21 protein-coding genes are annotated in these 23,279 nt (G+C 73.2%); 5 read left to right on the forward strand and 16 right to left on the reverse strand.

Going from position 1 to position 23,279, the window contains the following annotated elements; genetic code table 11:
- Window positions 1-7: 7 nt before the first annotated feature.
- Window positions 8-478 (reverse strand): acyl-CoA thioesterase, encoded by a 471-nt coding sequence (locus ACH4EB_RS11385; protein ID WP_398347186.1) that lies wholly within the window; start codon window positions 476-478, stop codon window positions 8-10.
- A 289-nt stretch (window positions 479-767) separates the two neighbouring features.
- Between ACH4EB_RS11385 and ACH4EB_RS11390 the strand changes: the two genes are divergently transcribed.
- Window positions 768-2,186: a uracil-xanthine permease family protein gene (locus ACH4EB_RS11390; RefSeq protein ID WP_398347187.1), complete on the forward strand. Its 1,419-nt coding sequence runs from the start codon at window positions 768-770 to the stop codon at window positions 2,184-2,186.
- Between the two features lie 39 nt (window positions 2,187-2,225).
- On the opposite strand, the gene ACH4EB_RS11395 is transcribed toward ACH4EB_RS11390, so the two are convergent.
- Window positions 2,226-2,678, reverse strand: coding sequence for a phospholipase (locus tag ACH4EB_RS11395; protein WP_398347188.1), 453 nt, complete (start codon window positions 2,676-2,678; stop codon window positions 2,226-2,228).
- A 214-nt stretch (window positions 2,679-2,892) separates the two neighbouring features.
- On the opposite strand from ACH4EB_RS11395, the gene ACH4EB_RS11400 reads away from it, so the two are divergent.
- A complete protein-coding gene (locus ACH4EB_RS11400) occupies window positions 2,893-3,642 on the forward strand; it encodes a DUF5995 family protein (protein ID WP_398347189.1) in 750 nt (249 codons plus the stop codon).
- Window positions 3,643-3,690: 48 nt separating this feature from the next.
- On the opposite strand, the gene ACH4EB_RS11405 is transcribed toward ACH4EB_RS11400, so the two are convergent.
- Together ACH4EB_RS11405 and ACH4EB_RS11410 are read right to left on the reverse strand one after the other, a co-directional pair.
- Window positions 3,691-5,391 carry a flavin monoamine oxidase family protein gene (locus ACH4EB_RS11405; protein WP_398347190.1) on the reverse strand — a complete coding sequence of 567 codons (1,701 nt, stop codon included), beginning with the start codon at window positions 5,389-5,391 and terminating at the stop codon, window positions 3,691-3,693.
- A 128-nt stretch (window positions 5,392-5,519) separates the two neighbouring features.
- Window positions 5,520-6,317 (reverse strand): carbon-nitrogen hydrolase family protein, encoded by a 798-nt coding sequence (locus tag ACH4EB_RS11410; RefSeq protein WP_398347191.1) that lies wholly within the window; start codon window positions 6,315-6,317, stop codon window positions 5,520-5,522.
- An 853-nt stretch (window positions 6,318-7,170) separates the two neighbouring features.
- Here ACH4EB_RS11410 and ACH4EB_RS11415 point away from each other — a divergent pair.
- A complete protein-coding gene (locus tag ACH4EB_RS11415) occupies window positions 7,171-8,175 on the forward strand; it encodes a YdcF family protein (protein ID WP_398347192.1) in 1,005 nt (334 codons plus the stop codon).
- Window positions 8,176-8,214: 39 nt separating this feature from the next.
- Here ACH4EB_RS11415 and ACH4EB_RS11420 read toward each other — a convergent pair whose 3' ends face one another.
- The 3 genes from ACH4EB_RS11420 to ACH4EB_RS11430 all read right to left on the reverse strand — a co-directional run bounded on the left by ACH4EB_RS11420 (window position 8,215) and on the right by ACH4EB_RS11430 (window position 11,958).
- The gene (locus ACH4EB_RS11420; protein ID WP_030017398.1) at window positions 8,215-8,664 is read right to left on the reverse strand and encodes an Lrp/AsnC family transcriptional regulator; all 450 of its coding nucleotides are present in this window, start codon (window positions 8,662-8,664) and stop codon (window positions 8,215-8,217) included.
- A 19-nt stretch (window positions 8,665-8,683) separates the two neighbouring features.
- Window positions 8,684-10,159: an amino acid permease gene (locus tag ACH4EB_RS11425; protein WP_398347193.1), complete on the reverse strand. Its 1,476-nt coding sequence runs from the start codon at window positions 10,157-10,159 to the stop codon at window positions 8,684-8,686.
- A 359-nt stretch (window positions 10,160-10,518) separates the two neighbouring features.
- A complete protein-coding gene (locus ACH4EB_RS11430) occupies window positions 10,519-11,958 on the reverse strand; it encodes a GuaB1 family IMP dehydrogenase-related protein (RefSeq protein WP_398347194.1) in 1,440 nt (479 codons plus the stop codon).
- Window positions 11,959-12,442: 484 nt separating this feature from the next.
- On the opposite strand from ACH4EB_RS11430, the gene ACH4EB_RS11435 reads away from it, so the two are divergent.
- A complete protein-coding gene (locus ACH4EB_RS11435) occupies window positions 12,443-13,585 on the forward strand; it encodes a PP2C family protein-serine/threonine phosphatase (protein ID WP_398347195.1) in 1,143 nt (380 codons plus the stop codon).
- 21 nt (window positions 13,586-13,606) lie between these two features.
- On the opposite strand, the gene ACH4EB_RS11440 is transcribed toward ACH4EB_RS11435, so the two are convergent.
- The 9 genes from ACH4EB_RS11440 to fmt all read right to left on the reverse strand — a co-directional run bounded on the left by ACH4EB_RS11440 (window position 13,607) and on the right by fmt (window position 22,423).
- Window positions 13,607-14,653: a hemolysin family protein gene (locus tag ACH4EB_RS11440; RefSeq protein WP_398347196.1), complete on the reverse strand. Its 1,047-nt coding sequence runs from the start codon at window positions 14,651-14,653 to the stop codon at window positions 13,607-13,609.
- Complete coding sequence (locus ACH4EB_RS11445) at window positions 14,650-15,993, reverse strand: hemolysin family protein (protein ID WP_398347197.1); 1,344 nt, start codon at window positions 15,991-15,993, stop codon at window positions 14,650-14,652. The genes ACH4EB_RS11440 and ACH4EB_RS11445 overlap by 4 nt, the downstream gene beginning before the upstream one ends.
- Before the next feature lie 164 nt (window positions 15,994-16,157).
- Window positions 16,158-16,541, reverse strand: coding sequence for a DUF2809 domain-containing protein (locus ACH4EB_RS11450; RefSeq protein WP_398347198.1), 384 nt, complete (start codon window positions 16,539-16,541; stop codon window positions 16,158-16,160).
- Between the two features lie 59 nt (window positions 16,542-16,600).
- Window positions 16,601-17,050 (reverse strand): barstar family protein, encoded by a 450-nt coding sequence (locus ACH4EB_RS11455; protein WP_398347199.1) that lies wholly within the window; start codon window positions 17,048-17,050, stop codon window positions 16,601-16,603.
- Complete coding sequence (locus ACH4EB_RS11460; RefSeq protein WP_398347200.1) at window positions 17,047-17,490, reverse strand: ribonuclease domain-containing protein; 444 nt, start codon at window positions 17,488-17,490, stop codon at window positions 17,047-17,049. The genes ACH4EB_RS11455 and ACH4EB_RS11460 overlap by 4 nt, the downstream gene beginning before the upstream one ends.
- A 155-nt stretch (window positions 17,491-17,645) precedes the next feature.
- Complete coding sequence (locus tag ACH4EB_RS11465; protein ID WP_398347607.1) at window positions 17,646-18,635, reverse strand: sugar-binding transcriptional regulator; 990 nt, start codon at window positions 18,633-18,635, stop codon at window positions 17,646-17,648.
- A 234-nt stretch (window positions 18,636-18,869) separates the two neighbouring features.
- Entirely contained in the window at window positions 18,870-19,553 is a 684-nt protein-coding gene (gene rpe / locus ACH4EB_RS11470; RefSeq protein WP_398347201.1) for a ribulose-phosphate 3-epimerase, read from the reverse strand.
- A gap of 65 nt (window positions 19,554-19,618) precedes the next feature.
- Window positions 19,619-21,049 carry an RsmB/NOP family class I SAM-dependent RNA methyltransferase gene (locus ACH4EB_RS11475; protein WP_398347202.1) on the reverse strand — a complete coding sequence of 477 codons (1,431 nt, stop codon included), beginning with the start codon at window positions 21,047-21,049 and terminating at the stop codon, window positions 19,619-19,621.
- A gap of 441 nt (window positions 21,050-21,490) precedes the next feature.
- On the reverse strand, window positions 21,491-22,423 hold the full coding sequence (gene fmt, locus ACH4EB_RS11480) for a methionyl-tRNA formyltransferase (RefSeq protein WP_398347203.1): 933 nt from the start codon (window positions 22,421-22,423) through the stop codon (window positions 21,491-21,493).
- Window positions 22,424-22,668: 245 nt separating this feature from the next.
- Between fmt and ACH4EB_RS11485 the strand changes: the two genes are divergently transcribed.
- On the forward strand, window positions 22,669-23,211 hold the full coding sequence (locus ACH4EB_RS11485) for a hypothetical protein (RefSeq protein ID WP_398347204.1): 543 nt from the start codon (window positions 22,669-22,671) through the stop codon (window positions 23,209-23,211).
- Window positions 23,212-23,279: the final 68 nt, after the last annotated feature.

Below are 23,279 nucleotides of genomic sequence, written 5' to 3' on the forward strand. Positions count from 1 at the left end.
CCGCCGCTCAGGCGGCCTGCGCCTCCGGGCGCAGCAGTTCCGCCGCTGTCTCCCGTGCCCGCTCCGACCACGGGGTGGGGCGCAGCGCCTGCGGGTCGACGCGCACCAGGACGCGGTGGCCGCGCGCGTAGGTCTGCTCGCCGTCGGCGGAGCACAGCCGGAAACCGTAGGTCAGGCCGGTGCGGCCGAGGCGTTCGACCCACAGGTGGGCGGCGTAGTGGCCGGGCCGGGTGACCGGCCGCTCGTACGAGACCTTCATCTCCTTGATGACGTTGCACATGTCGCCGGCCGTCGCCCGGTCCCCGTCGAAGCCGAAGCCGCGGGCGTGCCAGAACTCGGCCCAGGCGCGCTCGACGAGCAGCGGGTAGCGCGAGTTGTGGAGCATGCCGAGCGCGTCGAGGTCGTCGAAGTGCACGGTGACGGGGACCAGTTGTCCGTACGGGACGGCGGGGGCGGCCTCAAGGGCTTCGACGCTCACGGGTTGGTGCTCCTGGTTCTGCGGCGGGCGGTGCCCGTCGGTGTGCGCCGGGCGGCGGGCGGGCCGTGGGGGCCCGGCGGGCGCCGTGCGACGCTGTTGACGGTTCAAGAAATGGACCGGGCCATCGTAAGCGCCTGCTTAAAATGCTCCGGCCGCCGGGGCAGGCAGCGCCGCACGGCGGAGCGGACCGTTCCGGTCGCCCCGGGCCGGCCCGGCGCCGCCTTACCATGACCCGGCCGGCGCCCTGCCCGGCCGACCCCCTCGACCTACCCGAAGAAGTGGAGCACTCATGGGCCTCGGTGTGCGCTGGACCGTGCACGGCGACGGGCGCACCCCCGCCCCCGGAGCCGTCGTCAGACCGGACGAGCGGCTCTCCTGGCCACGCACCGCGGGCCTCGGCGCGCAGCACGTGGTCGCCATGTTCGGCGCCAGTTTCGTCGCCCCGGTCCTGATGGGCCTGGACCCCAACCTCGCCATCATGATGTCGGGCGTCTCGACCGCCATCTTCCTGCTGGCGACGCGCGGCCGGGTGCCGTCGTACCTCGGCTGCTCGCTCTCCTTCGTCGGTGTCGCCGCCGTGATCCGCGCGCAGGGCGGCAGCAGCGCCACCGTCACCGGCGCGGTCTTCGTCGTCGGCGCGGCGCTCTTCCTGGTGGGCCTGGCGGTGCGGCGGTTCGGCGCACGGATCATCCACGCGGCGATGCCGCCGGTGGTCACGGGTGCCGTGGTGATGCTGATCGGCTTCAACCTGGCGCCGGTGACGGCGAGCACGTACTGGCCGCAGGACCAGTGGGTGGCGCTGCTGACGATGCTCTTCACCGGGCTGGCCGTGGTCTGTCTGCGCGGCTTCTGGTCGCGGATCGCGATCTTCCTCGGCCTGGTCTTCGGATACGGCGTCTCCTGGCTCCTCGACCTGGCCTTCGGCAAGATCCACTCGGTGAACGGCGCCGGGCAGCTCACCGACCACTGGCGCCTGGACCTGTCGGGCGTCGGCTCGGCCGAGTGGATCGGCCTGCCGTCCTTCCACGCGCCGTCCTTCCAGTGGTCCGCGGTCCTGGTCGCGCTGCCGGTGGTGATCGCGCTGGTCGCCGAGAACGCCGGGCACGTCAAGGCGGTCGGCGAGATGACCGGCGACCCGCTCGACGACAAGCTGGGCACCGCGATCTCCGCCGACGGCGCGGGCTCGATGCTCTCCACCGCGCTCGGCGGCCCGCCCAACACCACGTACTCCGAGAACATCGGCGTGATGGCCGCGACCCGCGTCTACTCCACCGCGGCCTACTGGGCGGCGGCCGCCTTCGCGCTGCTCTTCGGCCTGTGTCCCAAGTTCGGCGCGGTGGTGGCCGCGATCCCCGGTGGCGTGCTGGGCGGTATCACCGTCATCCTGTACGGCATGATCGGCCTGCTCGGCGCGCAGATCTGGGTGCACAACAAGGTGGACCTGCGCAATCCGCTGAATCTGGTGCCGGTCGCCGCGGGCGTCATCATCGGCATCGGCGGCGTCAGCCTGAAGATCAGCGACAACTTCGAACTGGGCGGTATCGCGCTCGGCACGATCGTGGTGATCACCGGCTACCACGTGCTGCGCGCGCTGGCGCCCGCCCACCTGAAGCAGCAGGAGCCGCTGCTCGACGAGGGGACCAGCGCGTACGACGAGGAGGCGCCGGGTGGCGAAGCCGGGCCGGAAGGGGCGCGGGGGAAGGCGTGACGTGTCCCCCGCGGCCGGGCCGGCCCGGCGGGGGCCGGGTCAGCCGAGGTTCTTGACCGCCTCGTAGTACGTCCAGGCCAGCGCGTTGCACGAGGTCTTCTTCGCGCCGCCGTACTGGGCGCAGACCCGCTTGAGGTCCTCGTACAGCGCGCTGTCCAGGCGCGGCTTGTTCGCCGGGAAGGTGCCGGCCTCCTTGTAGTTGCGGTAGCCGAAGTCGTGGCGCGCGCACGAGGTTTCGAAGGGGAAGCCGAAGGGGTTGTCGGGCGACTTGGAGCAGTAGTCGGTGCTCCAGTCGAAGGCGTACGCCGCCCACTTCCCCTGGTCGCCGCGGGCCGCGAGCCACCTGCCGTAACTGCCCGCGTCGGTCTGCGTCCAGCCGGCCAGCACCTTGGGCTTGTCGGCGGGGGCGGCCTGCGCCGGGGCGGCGGCCGCCACCAGCGCGGTCACGGTCATGGCCGAGGCGGACAGGGCGGCGGCGAGTCTTCGGGACATCTTCAACCTCCAGGGGAAGGCGGCCCCGTGGCACGACGGGCCGCTTCATCGGAGGCTGAAAATAGTCAGTCCGGATGAGCGCCGGTGGAGTTTTGGCCGAACAGTGATCGACGGACAGGCACTCACGGGCAAGAGGGCGCCGCGGATTCCCCCGATCCGGTCATCCGGCACCGGCCCGCCTCTACGGTACGTACCCGACTGTCACGCTGTGCGCATGACGACGACTCAGCGGGCCCCCGGCGGCCCGCAGGCACAACCGGCGGCGGGCGCGGCCCGGCCGGGCGCGGTGCCCCCGCAGGCCCCGCCCCCCGTGGCCGCGGCCCTGGCGCGGATGCGGGTGCTGGAGGCCACGCTCCCGCCCGCCGACGGCATCGCGGTGTTCAACCGGGTGTACCTGTCCGTCACCGAGGAGATCGCCCGGCGTCTGGGCGCGGGCGGCTTCCAGGACCCGTCGGCGGCGGGCGAGCTGGACGCGGTCTTCGCCCGGCGCTACCTCGCCGCGGTGGACGCGGCCGGCGCCGGCCTGACCGTACCGGCCTGCTGGCGCCCGCTGTTCCAGTTGCGCCGCCACCCCGGCGTCCGGCCGCTGCAGTTCGCGCTGGCCGGGATCAACGCGCACATCGGGTACGACCTGGCGCTGGCCGTCGTGGACACCTGCCGCACCCTGGAGTGCGAACCGGAAACGCTCGCGGCGGACTTCGACCGGGTCGGCGACCTCCTGGAGGGCATGGAGGAGCGCATCCGGGAGAGCCTGATGCCCGGCCCCGACCTGCTGGACGTCGCCGATCCGCTCACCCACCTCGCCGGTTCCTGGAGCCTGGAGATGGCCAGGGACGGCGCGTGGGCGGCGGCGCGGGTGCTGTGGAGCCTGCGCGGTCTGCCCGGGACCGCGCGGGAGTGCGCCGAGCGGCTCGGGTCGGGCGTGGGCCTGGTGGGCCGCTGTCTGCTGACGCCGCTGGGCTGACGGCGGCCGCGTACGGCATGCCGTGGGCGGCCCTCCCGTCCCGGGGGCTCAGTCCTCCGGCAGCTCGACCGGCGCGATCTCGTCGTACACGTCGCCGGGGCCGGGGTTGGCCGCGTCGGTGCTGCCGCCGAAGTGCGTCATCACGCCCCACACCGCGTTCAGCGCGGTCTGCACGGCGCCCTCGGCCCAGCCCGCCGTCCAGGAGATGTCGTCGCCCGCGAGGAAGAGGCCGCGCTTGTCCTCGGGCAGCCGGTCCTGCATGAAGTGGGTGAACAGCCGCCGCTGGTAGCGGTAGTGACCCGGCAGGTTGGCCTTGAACGCGCCCATGAAGTACGGCTCGTTCTCCCAGGAGACGGTCACCGGGTTGCCGATGATGTGCTTCCTGATGTCGACCTTCGGGTAGATCTCCGAGAGCGACTTGAGCATGACCTCCATACGGTCGTGGGCGTTCAGCGGCAGCCACTTGAGGCTGTCGTCGCACCAGGTGTAGGAGAGGCAGATGACGGCCGGCTTGTCGGGCCCGTCGTCGAGCAGGTACGTGCCGCGGGTCATCCGGTCGGTGAGCGTCATGCTCATCACGTCCCGCCCGGTCTCGTTGCCCTCGTCGTCGACGGCCTTGTCCAGCCAGAACGGCCGGTCGACCGGCACGAACAGCTTGGAGGACTCCATGTAGTGGGTGCGCTCCATCGCCGTCCAGTGGTCGATGGGGAACAGCGCGTCGTCGCAGGCGATCTTCGACAGCAGCATCCAGGACTGCGCGGTGAACACGGCCGCCTCGTACGTACGGATGTCGCCGCTCGCGTCGGTGACGGTGACGCGGTTGCCGGCCGTGCGGTGCAGCCGGGTGACCGCGGGGCGCGGTTCGCCGTCGTGCAGGGAGGACAGCGAGGTGCCCGGCGCCCAGTGGACGGTCTTCTCCGGCTCGCGCTCCCACAGGCGCAGCGGCAACTGCTGGCTGCCGCCGACGATGCCGCGGTGGTGGTCGTCGGCCTCGGTGTAGACGACGCGCAGGATCTCCAGGATGGAGTTGGGGAAGTCGGTGTCCCAGCCGCCGGTGCCGAAGCCGACCTGCCCGAAGATCTCGCGGTGCCGGAAGGACGTGAAGGCGGTGGAGTCGCAGAGGTAACCGTAGAAGGTCTGGTTGTCGAGCTTCTCGACGAGCCGCGCCCAGATCTCCCGGATGCGCGGCACGTCGCGCTCGCGGATGGCGCGGTTCATGTCGGAGAAGTCCGCGCCCTCCTCCAGGCAGGCGTTCCAGGCGTCCATGACCTGGTGGTAGACCTCGGGCAGGTCCTCGACGGTGCGCGCGTAGTGCGACTCGCCCTTGAGGTCGACGACGGTCGACGGGGTGCTGGGCGCGAGCGGGTTGGGGAACGGCTTGGTCTCCAGCCCCACCAGGTCGATGTAGTGCTGAAGTGCGGTGGAGGACGGCGGGAAGCGCATCGCGCCCATCTCCGCGGTCAGGCTCGGGTCGCAGCCCTCGAAGCCGACGGTGCGCAGCCGCCCGCCTATCCGGTCCGCCTCGTAGACGACGGGCTTGAGGCCCATCTTCATCAGCTCGTAGGCGGTGATGATCCCGGACAGGCCACCGCCGATGACGGCGACCTCCTTGCCGTGCTCGGTGGCCGGCACCTGGCCGAGGCCCGCCGGGTGGGCGAGGAAGTCGTCGTACGCGTACGGGAAGTCCGGCCCGAACATGGTGATGGGCGGCTGGGCGTCCGCGTGCTGGGCGGCGGTGGGCACGGTCATCGGTTCGGGCTCCTTGCAGGCAGGTACGTGAGGGGGGTGCGGGTGCGCGCGGGCAGGCGTGGGGGCGGCGCGCCGGCGCCGCTGCGGGGTCCTTCAGGCCGGTGCCGGAAGTGGTTTCAGGGCCGGTGTCAGGTGAGCGAGTTGTAGAGGCCGGGGCGCCGGTCGGCGAGGTACGGGTTGTCCTCGCGCGAGCGCTTGAGCAGACCGGCGTCGACGTCGCCGAACACCAGCTCCTCGCCGCGTCCGGCGCGGGCGCGCACGGTGCCGTCCGGACCGGCCAGACAGCTCAGACCGACGAACTCGAAATCGCCCTCGGGGCCGACCCGGTTGACGTAGGCGATGTAGAGCTGACTCTCGAAGGCCCGTACCGGCACGAGCGACTCGGCGACGAACTGGAAGGGGTGGAGCTGGGCGGTGGGCACCAGCAGCAGGTCGGTACCGGCCAGCGCGTGGGCGCGGACGTTCTCCGGGAACTCCACGTCGTAGCAGATCATCAAGCCGAGGCGCAGACCGCCCAGTTCGGCCTGGACGACCGGAGTGTCCCCGGGGGTGAACCACTCGCGCTCGAAACAGCCAAAAAGATGCGTTTTACGGTAGTTCACCATGCTACGCCCCTCGGGGCCGATGAGCTGCACCGTGTTGTACACCGCCGCGCCGTCGCGCTCGGGGTAGCCGTACAGCACCGCGATGCCGTGCTCGGCGGCTATTCGGGCCACCGTCCGCGCGGCCGGGCCGTCGGCGGGCTCGGCGAGCCGGTGCAGGTCCTCACCGATGGCGTAACCGGTCAGGAACAGCTCCGGGCAGACCAGCAGCCCGGCACCGCCCGCCGCCGCCTCGCGCGCCGCGTCCTCGATGGCGCGCAGGTTGTGCGCGACGTCGCCGGGCCGTCCCGAACTCTGGAGCAGGGCGGTGCGCAGCGACGACATGGGACCCCTCGGAGGACACGTTCGGACGGATCGGCCGGGCGGCCCGGGCACTGGCGGCGGCCCGGCGATCGGCGGGACGCCTAGACGGTACGGTTCGCCGGACCGCCCGTACAAGGCGTCACCCTTGCGTGCAGCCGGGCATTTCGTTGCGTGTTGTACGGCCTGGACGGCGATTCGTTGCGCCGTGTGGGGCGGCAGGTGGTGCGGGTCACCGTGCGGCCACGGTGGTACGTCCTCCGGGCGGGCCCGGGCCCTCCCCCGGCCGCACCGCGGCCCCCCGCACGGCGGAGCGGGGATCGCCCGCCGGCCCGATGTGGTGCGCGCGGCCGGACGGCATCGTTCGACGCGCCCGAGGAGGCCGGGCGAACGACCGCGGCTCCAGTGGGGGGAGAGATCCACCATGAGCCGTTTTGTCCGCTTCAATACCGCCGACAGCACCCGCATCCGCGCCCGGAGCACCACACGCAGACGCCTTCGCGTCCTCGCCGCCTCGGCGGTCGGCCCGGCGCTCGCCGAGCCTCCGGCCCACGCGTCCGGCCCAGCGGATGGGGTTCTCCGTCCACGACGTCCGCGACACCCGCGGCGTCCACGACGCCGGGGCCGTCCACGGCCGGGGCGGCCCCGACCGGCTGGGTTACAGTTGGGCCGCCATCCGGGCCCGGCGTCCACCAAGGACCTGCCCGCGCGCGTCGGTTCGGCGCCGTTCGAGACGGCGGAGCGCGGTGACTTCACCGTCACCCCGTGGGACGAGCCCGTGAACCGAGGCGGCGCGCCACCGCCCTCCCCCCTTTCATGGTCCGGTCCATGACGCAAACGGCACCGAACACATGATCGCCCTGTCTACGATGTGCTCATGCTCGCGTACGCCCTACCGGCCCTGTTCTTCGTCCTGTTCGCCTTCGGTGTGCTGCGCGACCGGCGCCGCTTCAGCAACGCCGTCTATCTGGGCCTGACCGTCGTCTTCCTGGTCCCGGCCCTCCTCATCCAGGTGCAGCGGATGCCCGCGGTGGCCGCCGTGGCGGTCACCGTGCTCGTCCTCCTGCTGCCCTCGCTCGGGGTTCTCGTCCTCGGCGTCTTCCTGATCCTCAACGGCGTGAAGATGGTCCGCAAGGAGGGCCGGAGCCTGGCGAACCTGCTGTCGCTGCTGGCCGGACTCGGGATCTTCGCGGTCATCGCACTGCTGATCACGGCTGTCGGCACCGCGTCACGCACCCTGGTGGCGCTCGCCGGCACCACGCTGCTGATCGTCGGCTATGTGTCCTTCCTCTTCCTGTGCTTCGTCGGTTACGCGTTCCTCTACGGGCGGCTGCGGGTGCGCCGCGACGCCGACTTCGTGGTGGTCCTGGGCTCCGGGCTGATCGGCGGCACGCGCGTACCGCCGCTGCTGGCGAGCCGGCTGGAGCGGGCCCGCGCGGTGTACGAGCGCCAGGCGCGGCGCGGCAACCCGCCGGTGCTGCTCACCTCGGGCGGCCAGGGCCCCGACGAACAGCTTCCCGAAGCCCGGGCGATGGCCGCCTATCTGATCGAGCGCGGCTTCCCCGAGGACCGGATCCTGTGCGAGGAGCAGTCCAGGACCACGGAGGAGAACCTGGCGTTCAGCAAGAAGCTCATGGAACAGGCGGTGCCGGACCACCGGTGCGTGATCGTCACGAACAACTACCACGTCCTGCGCGCCGCCCTGCTGGCCCGTCGCGCCGGCGTCAACGGCCAGGTCGTCGGCGCTCCCACCGCCGCCTATTTCTGGCCGAGCGCCACCATCCGCGAGTTCGCCGCGGTCTTCCTCTCCTACAAGCTCGTCAACCTCGGCGTCTGCGGACTCCTCGCCCTGGGCGGCGTGCTCGCCCTGCTGAGCGTCTGACCGCGGGGGCCCGTCGCGGGCCCCGGACCGCGCCCCGCCTCAGCCCGGTGACCCCGAGCTGAAGCGGCGCAGGAGCGGGGAGAGGACCAGCACCGACTTGGTGCGTTCCACGAACGGTTCGCCGGCGATACGTTCCAGCACCCGTTCGAAGTGCCGCATGTCGGAGGCGAAGACCTGGACGATGGCGTCCGCCTCACCGGTGACGGTGGAGGCGGACGCCACTTCCGGATAGCGCGACAGGCCCCGGTGGATGGAGTCCGGCGAGGTGTTGCGGCGGCAGAACAGCTCGATGAACCCCTCGGTCTCCCAGCCCAGCGCCGCCGGGTCGACCCGTACGGTGAACCCGGTGATGGCGCCCTCGGCGCGCAGCCGGTCCACCCGGCGTTTGACCGCCGGGGCGGAGAGCCCGACCTCCGCCCCGATGTCGGCGTAGGAGCGGCGGGCGTCCTCCGCCAGGGCATGGACGATGCGCTGGTCGAGTTCGTTCATCTGTCGCACTGCGGGTGGATCACTTCTCTGCGGTGGCCAATCGGGAGCGGCGGATGCCGTAGACGAAGTAGACCACGAGCCCGACGGCCATCCAGACACCGAAGACCACCCAGGTGACCGGGCCGAGGCTGCCCATCATGTACAGGCACAGCAGGAAGCCGATCGCCGGGAAGAGCGGCGACAGCGGCGTACGGAAGGTGCGCGGCAGGTCCGGCTTGGTGCGGCGCAGCACGATCACCGCGATGTTGACCAGCGCGAAGGCGAAGAGCGTGCCGATGCTGGTGGCGTCGGCGAGCTGGGCGAGCGGCACGGCGGCGGCCAGGATGCCGCAGAACAGCGAGACGATCACGGTGTTGGCGCGCGGCACGCCGGACTTCGCGTGGACCTTGGAGAAGACCTTCGGCACCAGGCCGTCGCGGGACATCGCGAACAGGATGCGGGTCTGCCCGTACAGCACCGTCAGGACGACGCTGGCGATGGCGATGACGGCACCGGCGGCCAGCAGCACGGCCCAGAAGGACTGGCCGGTGACCTCCGTCATGATGCCGGCGAGCGCGGCCTCCGAGCCCTCGAAGCCCTGCCAGGGCCTGGCGCCCACGGCGACCGCCGCGACCAGGCAGTACAGCGCGGTGACGATGATCAGCGACAGCATGATCGCGCGCGGCAGGTCGCGCTGCGGGTTCTTGGCCTCCTCGCCCGCGGTGGAGGCGGCGTCGAAGCCGATGTACGAGAAGAAGAGGGTGGCCCCGGCGCCGCTGACACCGGCGATGCCCAGCGGCATGAAGTTGGCGTAGTTGCCGGAGGAGATGCCCTGCGCGGCGACACCGCAGAACAGCAGCAGCGCGAGGATCTTGACCGTCACCATAATCGTGTTGGCGCGGGCGCTCTCCTTGGCACCGCCCAGCAGGAAGACCATGGCCAGCACCACCACGATCAGCGCCGGCAGGTTGAAGACCCCGCCGTCACCGGGCGGCGCGGACAGCGCGTCGGGCAGGGTGACGCCGATCGTGCCGGACAGCAGCTCGTTGAGGTACTCGCCCCAGCCGACGGCGACCGCCGCGACCGAGACGCCGTACTCCAGGATCAGGCACCAGCCGCAGACCCAGGCGACCAGCTCGCCGAGGGTGGCGTAGGCGTAGGAGTACGAGGAGCCGGAGACCGGGATGGAGCCCGCCAGCTCCGCGTAGGACAGCGCGGAGAACAGGGCGGTGACGCCGGCGATGACGAACGAGATGATGACGGCCGGGCCGGCCTTGGGCACCGCCTCGCCGAGCACGACGAAGATGCCGGTGCCCAGCGTCGCCCCGATGCTGATCATGGTGAGCTGCCACATGCCCAGCGAGCGGCGCAGGGTGCCGCCCTCTCCCTGGCCGCCCTCGGCCACCAGCCGCTCGACCGGCTTGCGCCGCTTCAGCCGGGTGCCGAGGTCCCCGGAGGGGGAGGGGGGCCGGGGATCGCTGCCCGCCGAGGGCGGGGCTGCGCCGTGCTCCAACACAGGGGTGGCTCCTTCATCGCTGCCGGTCGAGGTGGCGGACGACCGGCAGCGGTCCCCACGCGCGGGTACGCCGAAACGACCCACGACAGCAAAGGGGGGAACCGCCGAGCAGACGGTCCCCGCCACTCCACGTACAGCGCATGACTGTACGGGGCGCGTGCGAGCTGCCGTAATGCAGGATCCTTGCGCAACCGTGAACTTTCGTTGCGCGCCTGGGACCATAACGGCCGTTCGTTGCGCACAAACGACAAATCTCACCGGTTGGTCGTTCTCGCCCACCTCGTCCCCCACGCGGTACGGCCCCGTACCGAAACGTTTCGGTACGGGGCCGTACAGGCGATCGCCCTGACGGGCGGCGATCAGCTCCAGCTCGCGTGCAGCGGCTTGCCCTCCGCGTAGCCCGCGGCACTCTGCACGCCGACGACGGCCTTCTCCGCGAACTCCTCCAGGGAGGCCGCGCCCGCGTAGGTGCAGGAGCTGCGGACGCCCGCGATGATCGAGTCGATCAGGTCCTCGACGCCGGGACGGGCCGGGTCGACGAACATCCGCGAGGTGGAGATGCCCTCCTCGAACAGGCCCTTGCGCGCCCGGTCGTACGCCGACTCCTCACTCGTACGGTTGCGGACCGCACGCGCCGAGGCCATGCCGAAGCTCTCCTTGTACGGGCGGCCGTCGGCGGTGTGCTGGAGGTCGCCGGGCGACTCGTACGTACCGGCGAACCACGAGCCGATCATGACGTTGGACGCGCCGGCGGCCAGCGCCATCGCCACGTCGCGCGGGTGGCGCACGCCGCCGTCCGCCCAGACGTGCTTGCCGTGCTTCTTCGCCTCGGCGGCACACTCCAGGACGGCGGAGAACTGCGGGCGGCCCACGCCGGTCATCATGCGGGTGGTGCACATGGCACCCGGGCCCACACCGACCTTGATGATGTCCGCGCCGGCCTCGATCAGGTCGCGCACGCCCGCGGCGGCGACGATGTTGCCGGCCACGATCGGCACCTGCGGGTCCAGCGCCCGCACGGCCTTGACCGCGCTGATCATCGACTCCTGGTGGCCGTGCGCGGTGTCCACGACGAGCGCGTCCACACCGGCCGCCAGCAGGGCCTTGGCCTTGCCGGCCACGTCGCCGTTGATGCCCACGGCGGCGGCGATGCGCAGCCTGCCGTCGGCGTCGGTGGCGGGCTTGTAGAGCGTCGCGCGCAGGGCGCCCTTACGGGTCAGGATGCCCGCCAGCATGCCGTCGGCGTCGACCGCCGGGGCCAGCTTGCGGTTGGCGGCGTCGAGGCGGTTGAAGGCCTCGCGCGGGTCGATGTCCGCGTCCAGGACCAGCAGGTCCTTGGACATGACCTCGGAGACCTGGGTGAAGCGGTCCACGCCGGTCAGGTCGTGCTCGGTGACGACACCGACGGGGCGGCCGCCCTCGACGACGATCCCGGCGCCGTGCGCCCGCTTGGGCAGCAGCGACAGGGCGTCGGCGACGGTGGCGACCGGGGACAGCACGATCGGCGTGTCCAGCACCAGGTGGCGGCGCTTGACCCAGCCGACGACCTCGGCGACGACCTCGATCGGGATGTCCTGCGGGATGACGACCAGGCCACCGCGGCGGGCCACGGTCTCCGCCATCCGGCGTCCGGCGATCGCGGTCATGTTGGCGACCACCAGCGGGATGGTCGTGCCGGTGCCGTCCGGGGCCGCCAGGTCCACGCCCTGACGGGAGCCCACCGCGGAGCGGCCGGGCACCATGAACACATCGTCGTACGTCAGGTCGTACGGCGGCTTGGCATCGTTCAGAAACTTCATACTGGCTCTCTCACCTGCGGGTTCACTGCTCGGGCGGGTGGGGAGTCAGCTTCCGAACCGACACCGGTCAGGATGCGGCTCCTAGGACATCATCCCTGATGAGTCCGCCCGGAGGCGAACCGGTGTTCCCGTACCACTCCCCCGCGCCCCCGTCGGGACGGCGCCGGACACCGTGCCGCGATCTTTCACGGAGCGCCACTTCGTCACTCTCCGTCACGGGATTGACTGGTCTTCGACGGTTCGGACGGCCGGTCACCTGCGGTTCGACGCCGATGTGACCATATGACGGGACGGGAGGTTCTCGCTGGCCAGCAGGTGGGTAGAACCGTGTACAGGCCGCTTCGGGTGGCGATCCGCCGCGACCGCCGGGCCGCCGAGCGCCTGGGCGATCACTTCGCAAATGGATACGTACAGTAACCGCGACGCACGGTGGTGCCCGGCCGGGCCGGGCGGAGCCGCACCGGCCGTGGGGGAAGGGGAGGACATGCGCGAAGTCCGACAAGGCGCCCTGCTGCTGCTCACGGCCCTGGCCGGAGCCGCCGTCGCGGCCTGCGACCTGGCGCTGGGCCCCGACGTCAGCCTGGCCGGGCTGCTGCTGGTGGGCCCACTCGTGGCGGTGACGAGACTCGAAGGCGCGTGCACGGCCGTGGTCTCGTTCACCGCCCTGCTCCTGGGCGTGGCCGTCGCCGGACACGAGCACACCCTGGGCCGCACCGACCAGCTCCTGTCCCTGACCGTGCTCGCCGCCGCCGCGGCCTACGCGACCTGGACCTCCGACCGGCAGGCCGCCCTGGACAGCCAGCTCGCCGGTGTCGCGACCGCGGCTCAGCGCGCCATCCTGCGGCCGACCTCGTTCCGGGTCAGCGGGGCCTCGGTCTGTGCCCGCTACCGCTCCGCCGCGCCCCGCGCCGTCATCGGCGGCGATCTGTACGCCTTCGCCGACACCCCCAGCGGACTGCGGGTGCTGATCGGCGACGTACGCGGCAAGGGCCTGGAGGCGGTACGCCTGTCGGCCGCGGCCATAGGGCACTTCCGCGACTGCGCCTACACCCGCGGCCATCTCGCCGAGGTGGCCGAGGAGGTCGACCGGCGGCTGATCGACGACCTCGGGCCCGAGGACTTCATCACCGCCGTGATAGCCGAGATATCGCCCGGCCGGCTCCGGCTGGTCAACTGCGGCCACCACCCGCCCCTGCACCTGCCCGCCGCCGGCCCGCCCGTCCTGCTCACTCCGTCCGAGCCGACCACGCCCATCGGGCTGCTCCCGCTGCCGCGGGTGCAGGAGGTGGAGCTGGCCCCCGGCGACCGGCTGCTCCTCTACACCGACGGCCTCGCCGAGGCCCGCGACCCCGACGGCACGATGCTCGACCTGGCCGGCCTGCTGCCGGCCTGCTCACTGCCCGATCTGAACGACGCGATCGAGGCGGTGCTGTCGACGATGTGCCGGCACACCCACGGCGCCCAGGACGACGACGTCGCGCTCGTCCTGGTCGAGCTGGAGCCGAGCATGCCCCGGCAGCACCGCGGCCACACCCCGCCCGCCGTCACCCGTACGGCCGCCGAGCCGCCCGGTGGGCCGCGGGGCCCGGCCGGCCGCCCTTCGCCTTCCGCCGCGGTGTCCGACTGACGCGCGGCCCCGCCCGCCCGCTCACGGCTCCCGGCCGGCGCTCCGGCGGCGGTCCGGGTCCGGCGGGCCCACCAGCTCGTCCAGTACGTCGGTCATGGTGACGAAGCCGAGCACCGCGCCCTGCTCGTCGCCGACGGCGGCGACCTGGGTGCCGGCCGCCCGCATCGCGGACAGGGTGTCGTCCAGCGGGGTCCCGGGGCCGACCCGGGGCATCGGGCGCAGCGCCTCCCGGGGGAACGGCCGGTCCCGGTCGGTGACGCCGAGGGTGTCCTTGATGTGGAGGTAGCCGAGGACCGTACCGGCCGGTCCGGTGACCGGCAGCCGGGAGAAACCGGCGCGGGCCGCGATGCGTTCCAGCTCGTCGGGGGTGACGTCCCGGTCGACGGTGACCATCCGCGCCGGCGGGACGAGCAGTTTGCCGACGGGCCGCCGCCCGAGTTCCAGCGCGTCCCGCAGCCGCTCGCCGCCACTTTCGGAGAGCAGGCCCGCCTGGTGGGACTCCTGGACGATACGGGCGAGTTCCTGGTCCGTGAAGGCGGCGGCGACCTCGTTCCTGGGCTCGGTCCTGGCCAGCCGCAGCAGGGCGTTGGCGAGGGCGTTGATGCTCACGACGACGGGGCGCAGCGCGCGGGTGAGGGCCACCAGCGGCGGTCCCAGCAGCAGCGCGGCGCGCTCCGGCGCGGCCAGGGCGACGTTCTTGGGCACCATCTCGCCGAAGAGCATGTGCAGGTACGTGGCCAGGGTCAGCGCCAGGACGAACGCGATCGGGTGGACCAGCCCGTGCGGGACGTACAGCGCCTCGAAGGCCGGTTCGGCGAGGTGCGCGATGGCCGGTTCCGCCATCGCGCCGAGGACCAGCGAGGAGGCGGTGACGCCCAGTTGGGCGGTGGCGAGCAGCTCGGAGAGGTGTTCCAGTCCCCACAGCACCCGCTCGGCCCGCCGGTGCCCGGCCTTGGCGCGCGGTTCGACCTGGCTGCGCCGTACGGAGATCATCGCGAACTCGCCGCCGACGAAGAAGGCGTTGCTGAACAACGTCAGCGCGGCGACGGCGAGTTGGACGGCGGTCACGGCCGCTGCCCTCCCCCGCCGGCGGACCGGGCGCCCGGCGAGGACGAACCGGCGGGCGCGGTCACCCGTACCCGCTCCGCCCGGTGCCGGCGCGCCGCCAGCACCGTCAGCCGCCAGCCGTCCGCCACGCCCATCTCGTCGCCGTCCTCGGGAATCCGGCCCAGGCAGGTGGCGAGCAACCCGGCCAGCGTCTCGTACGGCCCCTCGGGCGCGACCAGGCCGATGCCGGCCAGCACGTCCAGGCGCACCCCGCCGTCCGCCTCCCAGCACCGCGCCCCGGTCCGCAGCAGGTCCGGGCCCTCCACCGGGTCGTGCTCGTCCCGTACGTCGCCGACGATCTCCTCGACGATGTCCTCCAGGGTGACGATCCCGGCCGTACCGCCGTACTCGTCGATCACCACGGCCATGGTGCGGACGGTGCGCAGCCGGTCCAGCAGCCGGTCGACGGGGAGCGACTCGGGCACCAGCACGGGGTCGGTGGCCAGTGCGGCGACGCCGGTGGTGGCCCGTTGCCCGGGGGCGAGGGCGAGGACGTCGCGGATGTGCACGGTGCCGACGACCTCGTCCAGGGTGCCGCGGTACACGGGGAAGCGGGACAGCCCGGTGGCCAGGGTCAGCGTGGCCGCGTCGGCCGCCGTGGCGTGCGCCTCCAGGGCCCGTACGGCCACCCGCGGTGTCATGACGTTCTGCGCGGTCAGCTCGCTCAGGTGCAGGGTCCGTACGAACAGCTCCGCCGAGTCGGCCGGCAGCGCGCCTTCCCGCGCCGAGTAGCGGGCCAGGGAGACCAGCTCGGCGGGGCTGCGGTAGGACTCCAGCTCCTCGGTGGGCTCCAGCCCGAAGCGGCGTACGAGCCGGTTGGCGGACCGGTTCAGATGGCGGATGAACGGCGCGAAGACAGCACTGAAGGCGCGCAGCGGTCCGGCCACGAGCCGGGCCACGGCCAGCGGCCGGGAGATCGCCCAGTTCTTCGGCACCAGTTCGCCGACGACCATCAGCACCACCGTGGACCCGACCACACCGAGCGCGGACGCGACGCCCGGGGCCACCGTGCCGGGCAGCCCGGCCACCGCGAGCGGACCGCGCAGCAGCGCCGCCAGGGACGGTTCCGCGAGCATGCCGATGACCAGCGAGGTCACGGTGATGCCGAGCTGGGCGCCGGACAACTGGAACGCGAGCGCGCGGACGGCCCTCAGCACCCCCTCGGCGCCCCGCTCCCCCTCCTCCACCGCGCGCTCCACCACGCTGCGCTCGACCGTCGTCAGCGAGAACTCCGCCGCGACGAACACGGCACAGGCCAGGGTGAGCGCCAACGCCACCAGTAGAAGCAGCACCTCGGCCACCGCATCACCTCCCGCCGCACCTCGGTGCCCGGCGGCGGGCGGGTGAAACCTCGGGCACGCCGGAGCGCGGGGGAACGGCGGGGCGCTTGCGGGTCCCGGCGGCGCGCCGGGCGGGAAGGCACCGACGGCACGTCAGGAGGAGGTACCGCCGCAGGAGGTACGTGTCAGGCGGGGCCGGCGCGGCGCCGGGACCGCAGCCACCCGTGCACCGCGCACGCGCACGCGGCGCCCACCGCGTACCAGAGCAGGTCCGGCGCGTTGAAGGTCGAGCCGAGCACCAGGCGGGCCACCACGCTGCGCCGGGAAAGCTCCGCCGGTACGTCGCTGAGCTGCGCGAACTCCACCGCCGAGCTGAAGGCCAGGGCCGCGGCGGCGGCGACCGGCGGCCGGACGCGCGGCGCGGCCAGCACGACCAGCGCCTGCGCGAGCACGGTGTACAGCGCGTCGCCCGCGTACTTGGCGACTTCGGGCCCCAGCCCCACGCGGGCCGCGCCCGCCCGCACACCGAGCCCCGTCGCGAGGGTCAGCAGCGCCGCCGCGCCCGCCACCAGGCGCGTCCTCGCCCCGCCGCCGAGCCACCCGCCCCGCGGTTCCCCACCCCCGTATGTCACGTCGCCCGCGGCTCCGGCTCCCGGCCCCGTGCCATCACGACGACCAGCCCGGTGTCCGTGTCGCGCCAGCAGCCCACCGCGTCCGCGATGATCTCCTCCGCGATGCTCCAGTCGTCCGGCGCGGCCGCCGCGTACTGCTGCCAGCCGCACACCACCAGCACCCGGCCGCGGTCCGCCGGGCACCACGACAGGTCGGCGAGGCAGTCCGCGAGCGCGTCCCAGTTGCGGCCGAACCAGTCCGGCAGCCGCAGCGCCCGCGCGCAGCGGTCCATGAACTCCGCCTTGCCGGTGACCCCTTCGAGGTCGAGCAGCGCGCCGTGCCAACCGGCCGCGCGCGCCGCGTCCAGCGCTTCGTGCACGGGCCGGTCGTGCGGCCAGGGCACGACCCCGGGGGGTGTACTGCCGTCGAGCACCGCCGCGAGCGGCCGGGGCGCGGGAGCCGTCATCGGAGCACCGCCTTGAAGGTCCGGTAGTGGTCTTCGGTGTAGTACGTCTCGTGGCTGTCGCCCGTGATGATCCGCCGCGCGCCCCGGTCCTTCGCACCCGGGGTACGGACCGTGTACTCGTGGTAGTAGCCCCGCTTCTGCCGAGGCAGCAGCCGCTCGTGGTTGCCGAAGACCGTGCCGTCCTTCGGGTACGGGAACGGGCCACGCGCGTCGATCAGCCGCAGTGTCTCGCGGGCCTGCGCCGGCAGCCGCTCGGCCGGTACGGTCGTCATGCCCCGGGCCCAGCCCGGCGTGGCGGCGGCCGAGGGCGCCCCGTGCGTGGACTTGGCACTCCCCTTTCCGCCACCGTCTCCGGAGCAGCCGGACACCAACAGCAGCAGGCAGGCCAGCAGCGCGGCGAGTACGCCGACGGCCGGGCGGGGAGCGGAGCGGATCACCATGCGCCGATGCTGTCACAGCCGTACACGGGGTGCGCGCCCGCGCCCGTACAAGATCACATCGGTGGCCGGCCGGAGGCCGGGGCCCGTCCGGACCGGCCCACCACCGGAAGGCGACGCGCGCCCGTACCGGACCGCCCGGCCGACCGGCCCGCGGCTCATGCCCCGTCCGGGTCCGCCCGCTCCAGCGCCGGACGCGGGCCCGGACCCGTCTCCAGCAGCAGGTGATCGGCGGCGGCCGTGTCCGTGACCAGGCTGGTCACCAGCCCGGACCGCAGCACCGCGCCGATCGCCGCCGCCTTCTGCCGGCCGCCCGCGATGGCCACGACCTCGGGGATCCGGCGCAGCCGGTCCGCCTCGACCGTGATGCACCGCTCGCCCAGGTCCCGCCCGATGCGGCGGCCCTCCGAGTCGAAGAGGTGTGCGGACATCTCGGCGGCGGCGCCCAGCGAGGCGTACTGCTCCCGCTCCTGCTCCGAGAGCATGTCGTAGACGGTCGAGATGCCCGGCGCCCAGGAGCCGATGGAGACGCAGGCGACGGTGACCTTGTCGAAGTACTCGAACGCGCGGGCGATACCGGTCTGGCCGCGCAGCGCGGCGGCCGTCGCCGAGTCGGGCAGCAGCATCGGCGCGTAGATCGGGTGCGCCTCGCCGCCGGAGACGTCGGCCGCCCGGCGTACCGCCTCGACCGAGCCGCGGTCCGCGGTGCCCGCGTCGTACACACCGGTGAGCTGGACGACCGTGCACGGCGGGAGGCGGTGCAGCGCGGCCGCCATGTGGATGGTGGACCGCCCCCAGGCCAGGCCCAGCACATCGCCCTCGGTGACCAGTTCGCCGAGCAGGTCGGCCGCGACCTCGCCGAGGTTCTCCGGGTCGGGGGCGTCGTCGGTGACGTCGGCGGGCGACTCGACCACGACCGCGTGCCGCAGGCCGTAGCGGGCCCGCAACGCGTCGGACCGTTCGGCGTCCAGCTCCGCCGGGACCCGGATCTCGATCCGTACGAGGTCACGCTCCAGCGCCGTCTCCAGCACCCGGGCGACCTTGAAGCGGCTGACGCCGAACTCCTCGGCAATCTGGATCTTGGACTTGCCCTCCAGATAGAAGCGGCGGGCCATGGCCGCGGCCTGCACCAGCTCGGCGGGGCCCATTGCGGACTGCGGGCGGCTGGCAACCACGAGATTCTCCCCTTGTGCGCACCTGATCGAGTCTTTGCTCATCCTTGCAGAAACCCGAGGTGGTCGGGGACCATCACCGCCCCGGCCGTCATGAACGCTCGGTAGCGGCAACACCAAGAAACACCGGCGTGCGGGGATCCGTGCGCACGCTCCCCGCACACCCCGTGCGGCGCCGGTGCCCGCGGCTGTCACGCGGGCACCTCTGAGTCAGTGGGCGCAGCCCCAGCCGGCCGCGGCCGTCGCGGACTCGGCCTGGGCGCGCAGATCGCGCACCGCCTTCGCCGGGTCGTCCGCGCCGTAGACCGCCGAACCCGCCACGAACACGTCCGCGCCGGCCTCCGCACACCGCTCGATCGTGGCCGCCGAGACCCCGCCGTCCACCTGGAGCCACATCTCCAGCCCGTGCTTCGCGATCAGCTCCCGGGTCCGGCGGATCTTCGGCAGCATGATGTCCAGGAACGCCTGACCGCCGAAGCCCGGCTCCACCGTCATGATCAGCAGCATGTCCAGCTCGGGCAGCAGGTCCTCGAACGGCTCGACCGGCGTGGCCGGCTTCAGCGCCATCGACGCCCGCGCGCCCTTGGCCCGGATCTCCCGCGCCAGGCGTACGGGCGCGGCTGCCGCCTCCGCGTGGAAGGTGACCGAACCGGCGCCCGCCTCGATGTACTGCGGCGCCCAGCGGTCCGGGTCCTCGATCATCAGGTGCAGGTCGAGCGGGGTGTCCGTCGCCTTGCTCAGCGCCTCGACGACCGGAGCGCCCAGCGTCAGGTTCGGCACGAAGTGGTTGTCCATCACATCGACATGCAGCCAGTCGGCGCCCTCGACGGCCTTCGCCTCCTCGGCGAGCCGGGCGAAGTCTGCGGACAGGATGCTGGGGTTGATCAAGGCCATACCTCCAGTATGTCCTGCCGCCACGGACGCGCCTCAGCGGGTGGGGCGGGGCGCGGACCCGCGCGCTACGCCGTCCGCCGCAGCAGCGCCAGGTACATCGCGTCCGTACCGTGCAGATGCGGCCAGAGCTGTACGTCCGGGCCGTCGCCCAGCGCGGGCACGCCCGGGATCAGCGGGCGCGCGTCGATCCACTCCGCCGTCACGTCCGCGCCGGCCCGCCCCTTGAGGACGTCCTCCACCACGGCCCGCGTCTCCGCCGGGTGCGGCGAGCAGGTCGCGTAGCCGACGACACCGCCGACCCGCACCGACACCAGCGCCTGCCGCAGCAGTTCCCGCTGTAGCGGCGCGAAGCCGTCCAGGTCCTCCGGGCGGCGCCGCCAGCGCGCCTCGGGCCGCCGGCGCAGCGCGCCGAGCCCGGTGCACGGGACGTCCATCAGCACCCGGTCGAAGGAGCCCGGCCGCCACGGCGGGCGGGTGCCGTCGGCCGCGATGACCTCGTACGGGCCGGGGTTGCCCGCCAGCGACCGCGCCACCAGGCGCGCGCGGTGCGGCTGCTTCTCGGAGGCGAGCAGCCGGGCACCGCGCTGCGCGGCGAGCGCGCCCAGCAGCGCGGCCTTGCCGCCCGGCCCGGCACACCCGTCCAGCCACCGGCTGTCGGCGCCTTCGACGGGCGCGTTGGCCAGCGCCGCCGCGACGAGCTGACTGCCCTCGTCCTGCACACCCGCCCGGCCCTCGCGCACCGCGTCCAGGGCACCGGGCTCACCGCCCTCGGCGAGCCGTACCGCGTACGGGGACCAGCGCCCCGGCAGGGCGCTCTCCGCCCCCACGGCCTCGACGAGTTCCTCGGTGGTGGACCGCCCCGGCCGGGCCACCAGCGTGACCTCGGGCCGCTCGTTGTCGGCCTCCAGCAGGTCCTCCATGCCGGCCCGCCCGCCGCCGAGGGCGTCCCAGAGCGCCGAGACGATCCAGCGCGGATGCGCGTGCACGATCCCCAGGTGCTCCTCGGGGTCGTCGTCGTACTCCGGCGCGACCCGCTCCAGCCACCCGTCCAGGTCATCCGCGGCGATCTTCCGCAGCACCGCGTTGACGAACTTCGCCCGCCCGTCCCCCAGCACCACACGCGCCAGTTCGACGGTCGCGCTCACCGCGGCGTGCGTCGGGATGCGGGTGCCGAGGAGCTGGTGCGCGCCGAGCGACAGGACGTCCAGGACCGGCGGGTCCACCTCCCGCAGCGGCCGGTCCACACAGCGCGCGACGATCGCGTCGTACGTGCCCTGCCGCCGCAGCGTGCCGTACACCAGCTCGGTCGCCAGCGCCGCGTCCCGCCCGTCGAAGTCCTCGTTCTCGCGTGCCTTGCGCAGCATCGGCGGCAGCACCAGGTTCGCGTACGCGTCCCGCTCGTCGACGGCCCGCAGCGCCTCGAAGGCGAGTATCCGGACCGGGTCCTTCTGGGGCCGGCGGTAGGGCTTGCTGGGACGACGCGACTGACCACTCACGAGAAATGTGCTCCGCTGCTGTACGGGAAGAGGTTCGGCCCCAGCCTACGTGGCGGGGCAGGGTGGGGGCGGGGGCTGGGGGCAGGCCGGGACCAGGCCAGGGGGCGGGCGGGAGTCGGGAGTCGGAGTCGGGGCCGGGACCCCGAGCCGGGGCCGGGGCCGGGAGGGCCGGAGGCTGGCCCGGAGCCGGGGTCGGAGCCGGGGCCGGGACCCCGAGCCGGGGCCGGAGTCGGAGCCGGGAGGGCCGGAGGCTGGCCCGGAGCCGGGGTCGGGGCCGGATTCGGGGTCCGGAGCTGGGGAGGCCGAGATCAGGCCCGGAGCCGGTCGTCGGCCCGGACCCGCTTTTCCCGATCGCCTCGCCCCGGATTCCTCGCGGATCCTGAGCCGGGCCCCGGCCGGGCGCCCAGCCCGGCGCTCGACCCCCGGCTACCGAGGCGTTCCTCACTCCCCCAGCCGCTCGCCCTCACCGATCCGTACCCCGCGTGCCCAGTCCGCGCCACGCATCGGCTTCTTGCCCTGCGGCTGTACCCACAGCAGCTCCACCGCGTGGCTGCCCGTACCGGCGTACACCGCCTTCTTGGTGACGGCGAGTTCGCCGGGCGCCAGGTCCGTACGGTCGGGGACCAGCGCGACCGTCATCAGCTTCAGCCGCTCCCCCCGGAAGACGGTCCACGCGCCGGGCGCGGGCGCGCACCCGCGCACGACCCGGTCAACCCGCAGGGCGGGCGCCGTCCAGTCCGCCTTCGCGTCCTCGACCTCGATCTTCGGCGCGAGGGTGACGCCGTCGGCGGGCTGCGGCACCGGCGTGAGCGTGCCGTCCTCGATGCCGTCCATGGTGGCGGCCAGCAGCCCGGCCCCGGCGAGGGCCAACCGGGTCAGCAGGTCGCCGCTGGTGTCGGTCGGCCGTACCGCCTCCGTCACCACCCCGAACACCGGCCCGGAGTCCAGCCCCTCCTCGATGAGGAACGTGGCGGCGCCGGTCACCTCGTCGCCCGCCAGCACCGCGTGCTGCACCGGCGCCGCGCCGCGCCACGCGGGCAGCAGCGAGAAGTGCAGGTTGACCCAGCCGTGCGCCGGAATGTCCAGGGCCGGCTTGGGGAGCAGCGCCCCGTAGGCCACCACCGGGCAGCAGTCCGGCGCGATCTCCCGCAGCCGGGCGAGGAAGTCCTCGTCGCGCGGCTTGGCGGGCTTGAGCACCTCGATACCGGCCTCCGCCGCGCGCTCGGCGACCGGGCTGGCGACCAGCCGCCGGCCGCGGCCGGCGGGGGCGTCGGGCCGGGTGACGACGGCGACGACCTCGTGCCGGTCCGAGGCGATCAGGGCATCCAGGGCGGGTACGGCGACCTCGGGGGTGCCGGCGAAGACGAGCCTCATGGGTGGCGTACTACCTCTCACACGCTGCGGAACGGCGCACCAGTCTATGGGCCACCCCTTCGGGGGGCGTGCGAACAGGCGCGCGCCCCTCATTGGAGCCTGTACGCCCCCATACCGTGACCGAAGCCGCGTCTGCTGCGTTGGTCAAGCAGTATTGACCGACCGGGCCGCCCTCGCGGCCCGCTCGTTTTCACCTCTTTGTCACGTTTCTCCGCACATTCAACGCCGGTTCGAGAGGCTTGTTCATGGCCGACCACGCAACCCACGACGCCCAGGCACGCGCCAGCCTGCACCTACTGGTACGGGACATCGAGCGGGTCCGCCGGCAGGTGGACGCCCTGCGCACCCTGACAGCTCAGCTCGGCAACGTCTACCGGCCGCGGCGCACCGGCCCGTCCGCCGGCTTCGTCGTCTACGGCCGCGCCCCCGCCCCGACCGTACGTCTCGCCCAGGAACTGCGCGACAGCGTCGAGACCCTCGTCACCGCGGCGGTGGACTTCGACCGTTCGCTGGGCTTCTCCTGGGATGCGGTGGGCTCGGCCCTGGGCGTCACCAAACAGGCCGTGCACCGCCGTTACGGCGCCCGCCGCTCCACCTCCCAGCCCGGCCCCGAGACCAGCGAGGCGGTCCGTACGCCCGAACCGTCGGCGGCCCGGAGCATGGCCGCCTCCCCCGGCCTGCCGAGCGCACCGGCCGTCCCCGCCGCACGCACCCTCCCGGGCCAGTCCTCGCTCCCCGCACGGGAAGAGGCGCGCCCCGGCGTCTTCCCCGGCCCCCGCAACGGCTGACCCGGGCACCGCCCCGGCCCGCCCCCGGGGCACCCGCTCCCCTTTCCCAGCCGCGACCGCAGCATCAG

The organism is Streptomyces sp. NPDC018045 (genome assembly GCF_044327445.1).
Lineage (GTDB): Bacteria > Actinomycetota > Actinomycetes > Streptomycetales > Streptomycetaceae > Streptomyces.